Origin of the sequence: Paenibacillus sp. 2TAB19, from assembly GCF_052115185.1 — a bacterium.
Taxonomy (GTDB): domain Bacteria; phylum Bacillota; class Bacilli; order Paenibacillales; family Paenibacillaceae; genus Pristimantibacillus.
Genome location: NZ_JBFRGE010000106.1, coordinates 1 through 15,925, shown reverse-complemented (window position 1 = coordinate 15,925; position 15,925 = coordinate 1). Strand labels below are relative to the sequence as shown.

Annotated in this window: 12 protein-coding genes; 4 read left to right on the top strand and 8 right to left on the bottom strand. The window is 49.5% G+C overall.

All coding sequences use genetic code 11. From position 1 onward, the window contains the following. Window positions 1-143: 143 nt before the first annotated feature. From AB4Z33_RS27935 to AB4Z33_RS27925, 3 genes are all read right to left on the bottom strand, one after another. A complete protein-coding gene (locus AB4Z33_RS27935; protein ID WP_442053038.1) occupies window positions 144-3,044 on the bottom strand; it encodes a DEAD/DEAH box helicase in 2,901 nt (966 codons plus the stop codon). After that, a complete protein-coding gene (locus AB4Z33_RS27930; RefSeq protein ID WP_442053037.1) occupies window positions 3,041-4,627 on the bottom strand; it encodes an SWIM zinc finger family protein in 1,587 nt (528 codons plus the stop codon). The genes AB4Z33_RS27935 and AB4Z33_RS27930 overlap by 4 nt, the downstream gene beginning before the upstream one ends. A gap of 151 nt (window positions 4,628-4,778) precedes the next feature. Further along, window positions 4,779-6,572, bottom strand: a complete 1,794-nt coding sequence (locus tag AB4Z33_RS27925; protein WP_442053036.1) for a sensor histidine kinase — start codon at window positions 6,570-6,572, stop codon at window positions 4,779-4,781. A gap of 337 nt (window positions 6,573-6,909) precedes the next feature. Here AB4Z33_RS27925 and AB4Z33_RS27920 point away from each other — a divergent pair, with 337 nt between their 5' ends. Together AB4Z33_RS27920 and AB4Z33_RS27915 are read left to right on the top strand one after the other, a co-directional pair. Next, on the top strand, window positions 6,910-8,520 hold the full coding sequence (locus tag AB4Z33_RS27920) for a catalase (protein WP_442053035.1): 1,611 nt from the start codon (window positions 6,910-6,912) through the stop codon (window positions 8,518-8,520). Between the two features lie 127 nt (window positions 8,521-8,647). After that, window positions 8,648-9,118, top strand: a complete 471-nt coding sequence (locus AB4Z33_RS27915; protein ID WP_442053034.1) for a PTS sugar transporter subunit IIA — start codon at window positions 8,648-8,650, stop codon at window positions 9,116-9,118. Between the two features lie 82 nt (window positions 9,119-9,200). On the opposite strand, the gene AB4Z33_RS27910 is transcribed toward AB4Z33_RS27915, so the two are convergent. Both AB4Z33_RS27910 and AB4Z33_RS27905 read right to left on the bottom strand, forming a co-directional pair. Next, window positions 9,201-9,875 carry a collagen-like protein gene (locus AB4Z33_RS27910; RefSeq protein WP_442053033.1) on the bottom strand — a complete coding sequence of 225 codons (675 nt, stop codon included), beginning with the start codon at window positions 9,873-9,875 and terminating at the stop codon, window positions 9,201-9,203. 484 nt (window positions 9,876-10,359) lie between these two features. Then, on the bottom strand, window positions 10,360-10,584 hold the full coding sequence (locus AB4Z33_RS27905) for a helix-turn-helix domain-containing protein (RefSeq protein ID WP_006040330.1): 225 nt from the start codon (window positions 10,582-10,584) through the stop codon (window positions 10,360-10,362). 247 nt (window positions 10,585-10,831) lie between these two features. On the opposite strand from AB4Z33_RS27905, the gene AB4Z33_RS27900 reads away from it, so the two are divergent. Next, window positions 10,832-11,980, top strand: coding sequence for a glycosyltransferase family 2 protein (locus AB4Z33_RS27900; RefSeq protein WP_442053032.1), 1,149 nt, complete (start codon window positions 10,832-10,834; stop codon window positions 11,978-11,980). Between the two features lie 51 nt (window positions 11,981-12,031). On the opposite strand, the gene AB4Z33_RS27895 is transcribed toward AB4Z33_RS27900, so the two are convergent. Continuing rightward, a complete protein-coding gene (locus AB4Z33_RS27895) occupies window positions 12,032-12,775 on the bottom strand; it encodes a sulfotransferase (protein ID WP_442053039.1) in 744 nt (247 codons plus the stop codon). Between the two features lie 210 nt (window positions 12,776-12,985). Between AB4Z33_RS27895 and AB4Z33_RS27890 the strand changes: the two genes are divergently transcribed. Further along, on the top strand, window positions 12,986-13,783 hold the full coding sequence (locus tag AB4Z33_RS27890; protein WP_442053031.1) for a sulfotransferase domain-containing protein: 798 nt from the start codon (window positions 12,986-12,988) through the stop codon (window positions 13,781-13,783). A 21-nt stretch (window positions 13,784-13,804) separates the two neighbouring features. Here AB4Z33_RS27890 and AB4Z33_RS27885 read toward each other — a convergent pair whose 3' ends face one another. Next, a complete protein-coding gene (locus tag AB4Z33_RS27885) occupies window positions 13,805-14,926 on the bottom strand; it encodes a glycosyltransferase family 2 protein (RefSeq protein WP_442053030.1) in 1,122 nt (373 codons plus the stop codon). 2 nt (window positions 14,927-14,928) lie between these two features. After that, window positions 14,929-15,925, bottom strand: a 997-nt coding sequence (locus tag AB4Z33_RS27880; protein ID WP_442053029.1) for a hypothetical protein, incomplete at its 5' end; no start/stop codon positions are given.

Sequence of the window (15,925 nt, the reverse complement as noted above, 5' to 3'; positions counted from 1 at the left end):
CCGTTTTCACTATGCAATCCGCCAATTTCTTTGGATTTCGAAGGTTCCTCATGTGAGTTTTCCTTCAACATGGGAGCGTTTTCTTGCCGCAGTCTCTCCAGTCTTTGCTTAAACTGAGCATTATCGTCCGACATTTATATCCCTCACCCCTTCAGCCAGCTCTTGCGGAGTGCAAAAATCTCTTTCAAGTCGTCGGTAGACATTTCCGTAATCCATTGCTCCGATTGTCCGACGACTTGCTCGCTAAGCGATTGCTTGCTCTCGATCATCTCGTCGATCTTCTCCTCCAGCGTGCCAAGCGTAACGAACTTATGCACCTGTACCTGCTTCGTCTGCCCGATCCGGAACGCTCGGTCCGTAGCCTGATTCTCGACCGCCGGATTCCACCACCGATCGAAGTGAAACACATGGTTGGCCGCTGTCAGGTTAAGCCCAGTCCCGCCAGCCTTAAGCGATAATACGAAGGCGCAGCACGGCTCATCCTGATTCTGGAACCGTTCAATCATTTCATCGCGCTTCGCCTTCGGCACGCCGCCGTGCAAATACGGCACCGGCATCCCGAGACGCTCTTCGAGCAGCTTCTGAAGCTGCTCGCCCATATCAACATATTGGGTGAAGATGAGGCAGCGCTCGCCTTCAGCGGCGATCTCCTCGCACATCTCAAGCAGCCGCACCACTTTATTCGAGCGCTCGGGTTCCCATTGCAGYTTGCGTTCCTCAGCATTAAGAAGCGAGGGATGGTCGCATAGCTGCTTGAACTTCGTGAGCGCGGACAAGATAAGCCCGCGACGCTGCATCGGCCCCAGCTTGTCGAGCTTATCCAGCAGATCGGCAACCAGATTCTCGTAGATGACACCTTGCTCTGCTGTAAGCGTCATATACGTCTTCGCCTCATTCTTCTCCGGCAGCGACAGCTGAATGGAAGGATCCTTCTTAATTCTGCGCAGCATGAACGGCTTCACCCAGCGCTGCAGCCCTGCAATCATCGCTTCGTCGCGCGTCTTCTCGATCGGAGCAACTACGGCGGTGCGGAATTCATTCAAGCTGCCTAAGTACCCTGGGTTAATAAAATCATAGATCGACCACAGTTCCGTAAGTCGATTCTCCATCGGCGTGCCGGTGAGAGCGATTCGGTGCAAGGCATTGAACCTGCGTATCGCGCTCGACTGTTTCGTATATACGTTCTTTATATTTTGCGCTTCATCCAAGCACAATACATCCCATTCAACGAGACTAAGCACTTCTTCATCTAATTGAGCAAGCGAATATGAGGTTATAACAATATCCGCTTGATCCGCCGCCTCTCTGAACGCTTCACCCTTGTCGCGCTTCGCGCCGTAATGAAGCATCACCTTCAGCGATGGGGCGAACTTCTCAAGCTCTTTCTCCCAGTTGCCTATGACGGAGGTCGGACAGATGAGCAGCGACGGACCTCTGAATCCGCCCTGCTTCTCCTTCACTACCATCATATAGGCCATGAACTGAATCGTCTTGCCGAGACCCATATCATCGGCCAACACGCCGCCAAGTCCGAATCTGCGCAAGAACAACAGCCATGACACGCCTTCCAACTGATAAGGACGAAGCTCTCCGAGAAATTGCGGAGGCAGCTCGGCTAGCGGAATCTGCGATGCTTGTTGCAGCTGGGCAAGCCAAGTCGTCAGATGCTCGTTCAGCTCAACCTCCGCGCGAAGCTCTGATTCATAGACACTATCGTCCTCTAGCGGCGTTCCGCCGCGCAGGTGCATCTCCAGCACGTCGCGGAACGATAATCCGCTGCGCTTGCCCATCTTATTCAGCCATTGCTTTATTTGGTCAACATCCTGCGGGTCAAGATGCACCCATTCGCCGCCCACTTGGAAGAGTCTTCGATTCTGCTCGGCAAGATGAAGAAATTCCGCCTCTGACAGATCGACATTGCCAAGCGCCAGCTTCCAATCGAATTGAACGATCTGATTCAGACCGAACATCGGCTGGGCAGCCGACCCCACCGACGACTTCATCTTCGCCTTCAGACGCAGCTTGCGCGAACGCACCGCTTCCCACCAGCTCGGAAGCAGTACCGGACAGCCAGCCTCCAGCAGTTGCACGCTTGCTCCCTCTAGAAACATCCACGCTTCATTATCCGTCAGCTCTGCGCGAATCACACCTTCTGCCGCCGTATCTTCCCACTCCGGCAGCGCGTCAATCCACTTCGCTTGCTCCTTCGCAAGCTTCGCCTCAATAAGCGGCAGCCACGCTTCATCGATCGCGCGGCCATCTGCCGTGTCTGCTTCCCAGCCGGTATAACCGTCATGGCGAATCGGCAGCCACGGCCCGCCTTCCCGGCTTTGAAGCGCCGGGCGCAGACGCCAGCCGCTCGTCTCTTGAGGCTCGACGAGCTGTAGCGCTACGCGGAACGGCAGCGTATCCTTGCTCAGTCCAATAGCAATGAGCCAATCTTCCTCGTCCGCCGACTTGCGCCTTAGCACGCCTTCGCCCGATAACAGGCCGATCTCTCGCCATGCTTTTGCAGCTAGCTCATTCTCCTCGATCATCTGCTCGACGGCATAACCGATCCATCTATCGACACCTTTATCTCCGGCATCAGCTGCCTCCTGCATGGACTGCTCCCACTTGAGCAACTTCTGCTCTTCTTGCCTCGGAATCGCCATCCGCCAGCTGCGATGATGCTCGGTCCATGTCGCCCAATCAGGCATGAACCAACCGTTCAATAACGCTTCTCTTATTTGCTCTGCGATTCGCATAAGAAGCGTTAGCCTCGGCGTCCATTCGAGCTGCAGCAGCCTTACCGCCTGAGGGGCGGATAAATAATCGACCGCTATTAGCGGCTTTAGCTGAAGAAGCGTCCTGCCGCCAGCGCTGATTTCTTCAACCTCCGTACCGTACCATGAAGCCTTATGCCATGCGAACAAAAGAGAGCGCAGCCGATTGTCTGCCGCATCCTTCCGACCTTCTGCGACCAGCATAATCGCTGACTCTTCCGCGTTCTCGTTCCAAAATCCGTCAACCACCAGTTTGCGAACGCTGCTTTGTACTCTCATGTTACGATTTTCCCTTTCCACAATTCCTCCTGGAATGCGCGCAAACGCTGATATTTCGAAGTTAAGCCTTTAATATAGTTATCCCAGCGAGCATCCTCCTGCTCGGATTTGTACAGACGCTCCAGCTTCTTGAGCTGCTTCACCGCCATCTTGTACCCTTGCCGATTACGAGACTGAATGCTTGCGTCAATCGATTGATGGTATAGCGGCAGGAGCACCTGCGGCGCTGATTTGGCTACTTCTCGCAGCGCTTGAACCCCAACATCCTCAAGCCTCGCTCCGGTCAGCAGCTGGAGATCGGCCCATTCCTCATAACGCTGCTGACCCAGCCAATGCTCCGATAATTCTAGATAGGAAAATGGCAACAGCTCTGTCATATAGGTGGACCATTGCGGCAGGTCGGGACGATCCTGATCCGCTCTCCGGCACAACGTCACGAAGACGCCTACCGTTCTGCCGTTGCGGTTCGGATAGATTCGCTCATACAGGAAGCTCATCCAGAGCTCTACAAGCTCCCACTTCTCCTCCTCCATCCGTTGTGCCGCGCAAGGATAAATAACCCTTTGTGCTTTATCGAAGCTAGCCTTGGCGAAATGCTCCATCGACTTATCATCCTGATTATCGAAGAAATACATCATGGCTATTGCAATCTGCACGAATGCCGACGGCTCTTCTTTCTCCGCCTCCAGCATCGACGTCAGCTCACGCTCGAACCATTCCCTATTGCTCGACAACTTCTCGCTTAGTGACAAATAAATATATTCCCATTCAAACAATTGGCGTTCTACGTTAGAAGCCCGCGCTTTAATGACCGCTACGAGCAGATCTGCCCACCGTGTCTCCGCATCATCCATGTCAGCGGGTACAAGCTCTCCAATGAGTGTATATAAATGCTCAACCCAAGGCTCAGCCATTCGAATAAACGACATTTCATGATAATACCGGCTGAACGAATCGACTGTCGTAATAGCCATCTCAGCCTGCTCAAGCACGAAAATAACCGCAGTTGCCCAGTGCAGCCGTTGACGCGGCTTCTCCCAATCCTTGGATAACCCTTTAAGGGATTGAAGCACTGGCTGCAGGGCATGAAGCGAATGCCGGCATTTGCGCCATGTCTCTCCTTGGGATTGCTCCATCCAAGCAAGCCACTCCTCGCCGCTTGCTCGCTCTAGCGGATGAGTGACGCTCCCCGCTGCTACAGCAGCTTGATCCCGACTGTCTATCGTCACTTCGCTAGCAGACGTAAGTCCGAGCATTCGAAAGTAGGTCCTCTCCGCCGTCTTATGACCATCTGGGAGCTCGCTGCATGCTTGGAATAAGACAGCAGCCATATGCTTGCAGTAATGATCCTCCGGACAAGTACATGAGCTGTAAGCAAAGTGACTTGCATCCATGACGACCGAATAAAGATCGCTGCCTTGCACAATCCCATACAGCGTATCGTATTCGCTCGCTCGAGTATTTTGAACGCGGCCGTCTACATAATATTGCCAACCCCGCTTTAATACGGATGCATCTATATGATCGCGCAGCTCTTGTTCCAGCGCAGTGTGCAGCTTTTCACTAAGAGGCATAAATGACATTCACCCGCTTCCTTTCCGTTCCATTGCATTCTTACTATTATACCACATGACGACTAGTCAATTGCCTCTCTAAGTGCCCAATCCTTCATTCTTCAAACAAAAATAAGCCAAACCGACGAATCATACTCGTCGAATCGGCTTATTAGCTACGTTAAATAGGAATGATAACTGAAAACGTAATCCAATTATTAGGTTCGGCAGTTATTTTCACCGAGCCCTTATATTTGTCTGTAATCGACTTCACGATCGACAGACCGAGACCTTGATGTTCATCCTGCTTCGTCGAATAACCAGCCTCCATAAGGGGCTTCGTTATGACTCCCGGAGCATCCTCGCAAATATTGCTGATCGTCAGCTCCAACTCGCAAGCAGTCTGATTGCCGGTTAAATTGACGATTCGCTGCTCATCCGGATACTTGAGCACTTCATCGAAAGCGTTATCGATAAGATTGCCGAGTATACGATTCACATCCAGCGTCTTAGCTCCCATCTCCTGCATATTCAATCCGCTGAATGAGCAAGCGAACTGAATTTTGTGGCTCTCTGCCTGCGAGATCTTCGAGCGGATGAGCGCCGCAATAGCCGGGTTGCCGATATTAATAATATCGTTCATTAGGCGAATTTCGCCGGTTAGCTCCTTCGTATAGGCAGCAAGTTCCCTCGTCTTGCTTAATTCGGCCAGAGAGTGGATCGTCTGTACGTGATTAAGGAAATCATGCCTTTGGGCACGAATCGAATGGAACATTTGGTTAATCTCATCAATATAAGTTTCCTGCGTAACACGAACCGCCTTGTCGCGAGATTGTCTGAAATATCGCATGGCTACGAAGGCAATGAGCAAACTAAAGCCCGTAAGAATGATAATAATAAGACCAAGATTCAGAAACTGCTTGTCGAGCTGCTTCTGTACAACATTGTAGTCGGACACGAGACTGAGCACATAGCTGTTCATCGGAACGCCGTTCTCATCCGTTATGCTCATCCCTTTATCCGTTACATCGACGGGGATGAACATTTTGAATACATGCTTGCCGTTAATCTTTTCTTTCAACGTTACCATTTGCTTCGACGTATACGCTTGCCTTACGAGCTCAACATCCTTCTTCGACTTAAACGTATAATTGCCGTAGAAAATCGGTCGCTGCACTTGATGCTCCTGCACATCGCCATTCGGATGAATCGTTTGATTGCCGTCAGGGAACATTTCCGGATTAATAAAAGCAATTTCGAGCAAATCGTCGTTATGCTTGACCGAATTCTCGATCATTCGATCGACACCCGTCATCTTCTCGAATTGATCCAACAGCTCATAGCTGACATAAGGGTCAACGATGTAATTGGAAGCTCCGTCGAAATAATAGCCCCATTTATAAATTTTGCTGACGTCTGTTGATGACACTTCAAATGGCCCGCTCCAGAAATTAGTCAGCTTCTGACCTAACCAATCAACCGTCACTTCCTTATTGTCAAAAAGCTGATTGAAAGCGGTGTACCAAGGATCCCATGATTTCGTGCTCTTGCCAAGCTGCGTTGGGTCGGATGATTTGTACAAAATAATGTCGTCGGGCTCTCGCTTGAGCAGTGTGATGTGGCTAAGATCAAGCTTGTCTCTCAGCTCCACTAGCTGCTCGTTCGTCACATTCTCTACATCCGGGTCAAGCGCGTATTGCGTTGCGATCGAAGCCGTGCGCAGCTCGCGACCGATTTGATTCTGATAAAGCTCCGCGCCGAGCCTTGATTGCTCGAGAGATATCTCAAGCTGCTTCGCCAGTGCCAGCATTTCATGATTCAACGACTCTTCCAGCGTCTTCTTCGTCAAAAAATAATAGACCGTATTATTGATTAAAATAAGAATGACGATAATGCTAACCGCCATTAACCAAATGTTGCGCTGCATCCCCTGCATCTTGCCCTTCTGTATATTATAGCTCTCATTATGTCTCATGATCGCTTAACGGACAATCCAACTCTTTTTGACAATTGAATAATGGCAAAAACCTGAAGAAAAAAGAGCAAAATCATTAGCCTTTAGCCATGTAAACTTTCATTACAATACGGAACAATATTCCTAGCAACATAACAAAACGTGCAAATTTTATGAAATTTTAATCTGAAAATCGTGAATATGCGTATGTAATGGTTCTATCATACCATATAATTCATATTTTTTGAGCAAATTGATCTATATTGTCCCATTCTTTTTTTATATGAATAAAAATATTTATGCCGCTTCATACTAAAGCAAGGATCCACATGATTCCAATATGGAGGGGAGCTGTGCTATGAATACAAATGAAACGAATGACAATAAAGGCAGCGTAGCTCCCGGTGAGACGGWGCAAACGTTAACGAATCGTCAAGGCCATCCGATAACCGACAACCAAAATATTAGAACGATTGGCAACCGCGGTCCGTCCACACTCGAAAACTACCATTTTATCGAGAAAATATCGCACTTCGACCGCGAACGCGTGCCTGAGCGGGTCGTTCATGCCAGAGGCGCCGGCGCTCACGGCTACTTCGAAGCCTACGGCAAGCTTGGCGATGAACCGATTGCCAAATATACGCGCGCGAAGCTATTCCAGACGGCAGGCAAGCAAACGCCGGTGTTCGTGCGCTTCTCCAGCGTTATTCACGGCGGCCATTCTCCGGAAACGCTGCGCGATCCGCGCGGCTTCGCAACGAAGTTCTACACCGAAGACGGCAACTGGGATCTAGTAGGGAACAACCTCAAAATCTTCTTCATTCGCGATGCGATGAAATTTCCGGATATGGTTCATGCCTTTAAGCCCGACCCGGTAACGAATGTGCAGAGCATGGGGCGATTCTTCGACTTCGTCTCGCAAACGCCTGAGGCTACGCATATGATTACGTTCCTCTTCTCACCTTGGGGTATACCGGCTAACTATCGCCAGATGCAAGGCTCCGGCGTCAATACATATAAGTGGGTGAATGCGGAGGGCAACGCCGTTCTCGTCAAATACCATTGGGAGCCCCTTCAAGGGATTCGCAACCTGACCCAAGACGAGGCAGAGAAGCTGCAAGCCAAAAACTTCAATCATGCCACACAGGATCTGTATGAAGCGATCGAACAAGGCAAATATCCGGAGTGGGAGCTACAAGTACAATGGATGAGCGACGATGCTCATGAGGAGCTGGACTTCGATCCGCTTGACGATACGAAGCTGTGGCCGCCAGAGCAATTTCCTATGCTGCCCGTCGGCAAAATGGTTCTGAACAAAAACCCGGAAAACTATTTCGCCGAGGTCGAGCAAGCTGCCTTCGGAACAGGCGTCCTCGTTGACGGACTCGACTTCTCCGATGACAAAATGCTGCAAGGCCGCACGCTTTCCTACTCCGATACGCAGCGCTACAGGGTAGGCAGCAACTACTTGCAATTGCCGATAAATGCGCCTAAGAAACGGGTGGCGACCAATCAACGCGACGGCCAAATGGCGTTCTACGTCGATATCGCGCCTGGACAAAATCCGCATGTCAACTATGAGCCGTCATCGCTCGGGGGACTGCAAGAGGCAGACCGCCCCGGCGCCCCATATGAGCCGTTCTACTCGGACAAGCTTACGCGGGCGACGATCGACCGCCAGAACAACTTCAAGCAGGCGGGTGATACATACCGCCAGTTCAGCCAGCTTGAGCGCGATGACCTAATCGCTAACCTGGTAGATGCATTGAGCAGCTGCACGCCGTACATTCAAGAGAAGATGATCAGCCATTTCACTGAAGCGGATGCCGATTATGGCGCTCGTGTCGCTGATGGCTTGAAGCAAGCTAATGCGAATGGACAAGGCGCTTCCGGCCATGTCGGCACGCATCCAGCGAACGAAGGTATGGAAATAGCGGAAGAGCTGGGCGAGCAAACGGACGGATACTGAGTCGAAGTAACGATAGGATACAAAATGAGCCATGCAGAGACATCTGTCGCTTCAGCGGCAGCAAACCCACTCTCACATGGCTTATTTAATAGCGCTTTTTAAATTTTCCCAAGGAGTATCTTACGATATGCTAACTAAGCTATTTGGCAAGAGCAAGCATACAAAGGTCGACATCGCTTCTCCCCTATCAGGTGAGATTCTAGCGGGACCCCGCGAGGATGCGCTCGCCATCAACCCGGAGAGCGGACAAATCGTCGCACCTTTCTATGGCACCGTATCGCATATTGCCGATACCAGCCACTCCATTGTCGTCGAGCACGCATCAGGCTTAAGACTCCAGATCGATATCGGCGTTCGTACCGGCGAGCTTGGCGGCGATGGTTTTATGTCTCATGTTCGAGCTGGAGATACGTTCCGAGCAGGCGAAACGCTCATTGACTTCGACATTGATGCGATTGTTGCATCCGGCTATTCGCCGGTTACATCCGTTGCGATCGAGAACGAAGAGCTGATCAAGACCGTCGAACAGCTGGTTACGGACGGCAACGTCTCATCTGGCCATGAAATTATTTTGCGCGCCGAGTTGAATGGGCATTAATCTTTTGAGATTAGCCTGTTCATTAACCTGCGCAGTCCACAAATCAAAGACAGCATATCGCTATGCTGTCTCGTTGACTTTATTAAGCTATTTTTTGGATTACAATCGAAGCACTAACGGTTGGTGCACTATTCGGCCCAGTCAAATTACCTTGGAGAACTACCGTTCCCGTTTGGTCAATGCGATTAAGTGTCAACACTCCGCCTGCGGATAATTGAGCCACGACTTGACCTTGGTAAGGATTGTTGCCAGCTGCTGATCCATAGTTGCTGCAAGGAACTAGCGTTGCTGCGCCAGGACCTGCGCCATCGGCATCGAACCACAGGCCGAACGCCGAATTGCCCTCCATTGGGTAAACTTCCCAACTAATATGATAGAAGCCGTTCTCGATAATATTCAGGCTAGATGGAGCAGTGAAAGTAATTGCAGTTCCAACTACAATCGGTGGATTCTCGAACGTAACAGCTCCGCCTTGTGCGCCAGCGGCAGGAGCAGCATCAACCTCCTGGTCTACATCACTGCACACGAAAGCGAACGCGGATATGCCTCCCGGAGGGCCTTGCATCCCCGGGACGCCCTGAATGCCTTGAGGTCCTTGAACGCCTGGAGTGCCCGGAGTGCCAGGAGTGCCTTGAGGGCCCGTGAGCCCCGTATTTCCTTGAGGACCTTGCGCACCTTGTGGTCCTTGCGGCCCTGGAACAGGACGAACTCTAACAATAGGAGCTGGACAAGTTACTTTTACGACTTTCTTTTTCAAAACAATATTTTTATGACATTTCGGTTTACATTTAGGTTTAACAATCGGTTTCCACTTCGGCTTACAATTAGGTTTAAACTCCGGTTTCCACTCTGGTTTAAATGCTGGCTTCCACTTCGGCTCACACTTAGAAACTACTCTCTTATGAGACCTTTTGTTCACAAACTTATACAATATATACACCTCCTATGGATTTGTATATATTACTCATAGCCTATCAAAGATGATCGTATATTAACCCACCTGCTGCTAGACTTTAGTCTATTTATTACAAAATCAGGCGTTTGCCGATTGAAATTGATAGATTCGGGGACAAGCGGCTGCAACAAAAAACTTACTCTCATGGTCGCTACCCTTCAAAGCTTGTCTCCTCGCCACGCAAAACAAAGACAGCATATCGCTATGCTGCCTCATTGACTTTCTCTATAAGCATGTAGAAAGGGCGAGAAGCCCTGACAAACGAGAATGGAGAGAGCTTACTATGTTAAATTTGTAACTCCCCAAGCTTAATCAGCTCGACAACCGCTTGCGAACGACCTTTTACATTTAATTTTTGCATGACATTCGAAATATGGTTGCGGACGGTTTTCTCGCTGATGAATAATTGCTGTGCAATATCCCTCGTTGTCTTATCCTGTACCAACAGCTCGAATACCTCGCGTTCACGATGCGTCAATAAAAACTTGCTCTTATGGTCGCTACCCTTCAATGTTTGTCACCCCTCCTTGCTCGGGTTTTTATGGTTTAACAAGGTTAAGGGATACAGTCAACTTATCTTATGAATGGTGGGTCTTATTGGTGCGGCAATCAAATAAAATGGGCGGTCGGCATTCCAAGGCATTTGGAGTGGAAAAGAAGTACCAAGGCTAGCGGCCGTAATGGGAGAATGCCGTGTYATAGAAGAAGCTACCGAATATACTATGCTATCAAAAGATACGAGGGAGTGCTTCTTCATTATGGCTGATGTTGGGATAGTCATGCCTGTATACACGCAGGACAGTATGCTGTTCAGGCAAGCAATACGCTCCATTCTTAAACAAACCTATCGGAACATAAAGCTCATTATCGTCATTGACGGCGTTACGCCCAACGTGCTGCGGATTGCAAGAAACTTTGCACGAAGAGATGCTAGAGTTCAAGTTATCCCGAGACCCCAGAACCAAGGTACGGACACGGCGCTTAATGTCGGCTTCAACGTCTTGAAACAGATGCGCAGCATCAAATATTTGACATGGGTATCCAGCGATAACTACTATTACCCCAATTGCATCCGCATCCTCCGTCGAAACTTGAAGAACGCGCCTCCGAATGTCGGCTTCGTTCACTCCAGCTTTCGCTTCGTCATGCATTACCAAAGAGTTCCCGTCGACGTCGAGAAAATGAAAGGGTATATCCAGTGGCAAAGCCAGCAAACGAAAGAGAAGCTGCTCGAAACCTATTTTATCGGTTACGCGTTCCTCTACAAGAAAAGTTATGCCAAGCAGGTTGGCGAGTACCGTTTTACTCCCGTCGAGGATTACGATTATTTCCTGCGGCTAACCGAAGTATCCGATATGATATTTGTGCCGCGAATTCTGATGGACTTCCGAGTCCGGTCGCCCCATAGCAACTCCCTCGAATTGCGCAATTCGAAGAAAAAATACTACTTGAAGCGATACCTTCTTAACCTGTGCGTGCAAGAAGCTAGGGCAAGGCGGAATATTCCGTATGAAACAAGCGTTATCTTCCCGGTCCAGGACGCCTCCGAAGAAACGCTGCATCGCCTCGACAGCTTGTTGGAGCAGGTTTATTTGAACCAAAAAATTTATCTTCTCGATTTAACGCCGGACACAAGCGCCATGCCCGTACTCGGGGAGATGCCCGATCCCCGTATCGATTACATCGCGTACCCTGGTTTATCGTATGTCGAGGCAATCAATCGCGGACTAGAGCTTGTGCAGACGCCTTATGTTGTATTCTACGGCCGAGGCGATTACTCCGCCGAAATCGACTATTTCGAAGAAACGATCAAGCTGATCCGCCAGATGGTCCATGTTCCGTATGCCCGCCCCATTCAATCGCTTGCCGAAATATCCTTCCAGACGTTTTACCGGAATTCGCGATAGCGCATAACGACGAAAAGGCCGTCCCCAAGGGGCGGCCTTTCCGTCCGTCTGCTACAAGTAACCGAGCAATTTCATATTCCTCCGGCACACTCTCCTAATGACGGCAGCCTGCTTCGGCGTTATCGTTTTTTTGCGCACCGAGCCTCGGATCTTCTGCGCGAGCACCCCGTTAAGCTCTTCTTTCGTAATTTGAGCCAGCTCCGTCAATCGGCCAACGGTATCCGCTTCCTTGGCAATCAGCTTCTCGTATTGAATAAATACGGCTTGCGGATTGCTTCTCGACATTGCCAAATAATCGTTCACGTTGTTGTTCCACTGCCTGGCGAATTGAAGCGCGCCGCTGTATTCTCCCCATGATTTCGGATAGCTCTCCCATGCCTTGAGCGGATTGCGGACGAGCAGGAGCAGCTTCGCCTCGGGATAACATTTTTGCAGAATCGTCAGTTCCTTGGCCCCGTAACGGACTTCCTTGAAGCCGATCATATCATGGCCTTCTTTGTTTTGTTGATAAAGCTGATCCAAGAATGTCCGCACCGACGAAATCGTCGCATTCTCGATGAACTCTGGCGACGGCGTCATTAAGGCTAGCCATTGGTTCGGATTTTCTCCGCTTTGGAAGTAAGCTTGCCGGCTCGACTTCCCTTTCTCCGATAACGTCTGCACTTTCCGGTATATAGCGTGAAACTGGCTTAGAACGCCCAGATGCTCTCCCCAAATCAATGTCTGCGGCCTAGCGTTCAGTATACGCTGAACAAGCGTAGAGCCCGATCGATGCGTAGCCGCCGATAATATCACGTTCAATTCCGCTGTCTCCTCTCATACATGTTCATGCTTGTTCTACAGACATATTATGCAGATGAAATGCCCCGGGAAACGGCGCAGTCGCCGCTTCCGTGTTCTACGCCTCACTTTAACGAAAATGGACGGCATGACGAGCACCGAACGGCAAATCTAGCATTTAATAAATAATAGATTGCGATATGAATCAGAGAGGAGGTTCATTCTATGAGTAGCGATCAAAATGCCAACAATCACTTTTCTTCGGATAATGTCGTCATGCTCGTATCCTATCCGAAATCGGGCAACACCTGGGTCAGATTCCTGCTTTCATCCTTATTGTTCGATCAGGCGACGGATTGGACCAACTTCCACAGGACGACCACATCTATTTATTATCCGGATTTCAACCTGGAGAAAGCCAATCAGAGCAGTAATCCCTATATTGTAAAAAGCCATTCCGAATTCGACGTCAGATACGCAAAAGTGATTTATATCGTTCGGGATGTCCGCGATGTGGCTATCTCGTTCTATTTCTATCATAAGAAAACCGTTCCGGAATACGATTTAAGCTTTGATCAATTTCTGCAGCATTTCTGCGCAGGCGGAATATGGCCGGGCAATTGGGACGAGCACGTGAACGGTTGGCTTAACCGCAAGGATGAGATCAAGAATGGCGTTCTTATCATTAAATACGAAGACCTTCACTCGCATACCGGCAGGACAACGAGGAAGATCATGAAGTTTCTCGGCATCAAAAAAAGCGCATTAGACATCTATCGCGCCATTCGTTGGTCTTCGTTCGACAATATGAAGAAGCTGGAGCTTGCCCAACAGGATCAGTGGGAAGAATATAAGGATACGAACAAAAATATCGCTTTTATGCGCAAAGGAATCGTTCATGAATGGAAGCAGCGATTGACGAACGAACAAATAAAAATGCTAACGGTTCGCTACGGGCAGACGCTGCATGATCTTGGATACGAAAGCGACATGCCCGCAGACGATGAGGATAGCCGCTCCTGACAGGAAGCGGCTTCTTGCGAATTATACTGCCGCAAGAGCGGCTGACATATAAAGCTGGTTGTTGGCCATCTGATCTGCCCTTGCCATATACGGCATAGATCGCAGATTGGCTGCCATGTTCTCCAAATATCCCGCTTCCAAAGTCGCTCCATCCAGCGAATAGAACAGCACGAACGGAGTAATCGCGTAGTTGATGGCCGCTTGCCGTACCTCGTGTTCGCCGGCCGACGGGATGGACACGTAATCGATTCTAGCATCCGGAATCAATCTTAAGGCTTGAGCCGCGCTGCCATCAGGAGAAGTATCGATCAAGTAAATGCGGTAGTTGGAATAATTCTGATTCAGCAGCTCTTCCAGCCTATTGACCATTTGTTCGGAAAAGCCGTTCACCGAATAGATGATGCTCGTCTCGGGAGCGATTCCTCGCCTCATGCGCGCAAGATGTTTGACTAGTTGATATTTGTAACGATTGTACCGGAATGAAGCAGGGTCGGTCTTAATCTTCAACGAATTGCTGAGAGGAGCGAACATCCGGTACGTGACCAAAGCCCTCGGCACATACTTAATGCTGCAATGTTCCGCCAACTTCAGCCAGAAATCGTAGTCCTCGACCGGTGTATGCTCATATTCGCCGGCCATTGCCGCATACTTCTTCTTGTACATGAACGATCCGTAGATGAAGTTATAGTCGAGCAGCTTCTCCTTTGGCTGATTCTGCCAAGTATTCGTATATGCAAGAAACTGGCCTGTACCTTGAATGAGTTTCATGCTGCTATAGACCAACCCTACATGATCCGGGCTAAGCCGCAAATTTCTTCTGAGCACTTTAATGAAATTGTTATGGTAGATGTTATCACTGGCAACCCAAGTCAAGTACCGGATGCCCGGAACTCGGTTTAAATAGTCGAACCCGACATTCAGGGCATGCTCGGTGCCTCTATTTTGCGCGTAGGCAATGACGTGAATCCGCTTATCCCGTCTCGCCTCCATGCGCACGACTTGCTGCACCGCTGGGGTAACCCCGTCAATGACGATGACAAGCCTATAATTCCGGTATAGCTGGTTACGGATCGAACGAATGGCGGCGCGCAGATAATCTCTTCTTTGCACGTATACCGGAAGAACGATTCCTACATCAGGCACGGTTATTTCCTCCTCAAAAAGAACATGTTCGATTTCGCATAAGGATTTTTCACTTTGGGGAAAAGGCGAGTACGGTATCTGAATTTATGCCTTGCTTTCAGCATGACCGACCTGCCRGAATGGAAAAACGAATAGCTCCAAGGCAATTGATAATAGCCTCTCAGCGGGCCAATCTCATGCAGATACCCGTTGACGAGCATTACCGTTGCATCGCTGATCGGCGCTTTCTCGTACCCTTCCTGCAAGAAGCTTACGTAATCAGGATTCCTAAGGACGCTGGAGTAATGAAACACTTTGAGCGGCTGGCTGTTCACAAGAAACGTGCCCGTATCCGAAATGCTAATTATGCGCTCATTCAAATTCCAAGGCCCCACGTTATAGCCTGGATGCGGAAATATATAGCCGCCGAACAATTGTGGCACGTAATCGAGCCACTTCTGGTCCGCATTAAGCCCTTTATCAACATCCAAATAACAACTTGTATCCAGCTTATGAGCCCACCACTTTAGAAAACGATTGGCTGCAGGCGATTTGCGCAAGGCGAACAAACCTGCATTGAATACCCCGTGACGGATAACGGCCGGCTTCGGTTGGAAGTTATGCGGCGTTAGTATGATCGGATGATAGTCTAATGCGTCGAGAAGTTCTGAAATATCGCCGTACAGCATCAGATCCGTATCCGTGTAAACATATTTGCTCTCTTGCGGAAACCGATTAAAGGCATATTGCATCAATCTCGCCTTGCAAGAGCACGGGCCTTCAATTTCGCTATGCTTGAAAATATGGCGGTAGAATTGGGGAAAGCCGAGGTTTTTAGCCAATACGACATCGTCGAAAAGCGACATATAAGGCGCCAGCACGGATTTATTTTCTTCTACCAGACATAATACGATTTTCGCTCCGGGATAATATTGTTTAATGGAGCATGCCATCATAACGGCTAACCCAAGATGGTTATTCGTCGTAACGCTGCAAAAAATCATATGCTCTCTCCTATCT

Excerpts from the sequence above, each read along its gene's own strand:
- AB4Z33_RS27930 (WP_442053037.1), bottom strand. The coding sequence starts at position 4,627 with ATGTCATTTATGCCTCTTAGTGAAAAGCTGCACACTGCGCTGGAACAA.
- AB4Z33_RS27925 (WP_442053036.1), bottom strand. The coding sequence starts at position 6,572 with ATGAGACATAATGAGAGCTATAATATACAGAAGGGCAAGATGCAGGGG.
- AB4Z33_RS27915 (WP_442053034.1), top strand. The coding sequence starts at position 8,648 with ATGCTAACTAAGCTATTTGGCAAGAGCAAGCATACAAAGGTCGACATC.
- AB4Z33_RS27900 (WP_442053032.1), top strand. The coding sequence starts at position 10,832 with ATGGCTGATGTTGGGATAGTCATGCCTGTATACACGCAGGACAGTATG.
- AB4Z33_RS27890 (WP_442053031.1), top strand. The coding sequence starts at position 12,986 with ATGAGTAGCGATCAAAATGCCAACAATCACTTTTCTTCGGATAATGTC.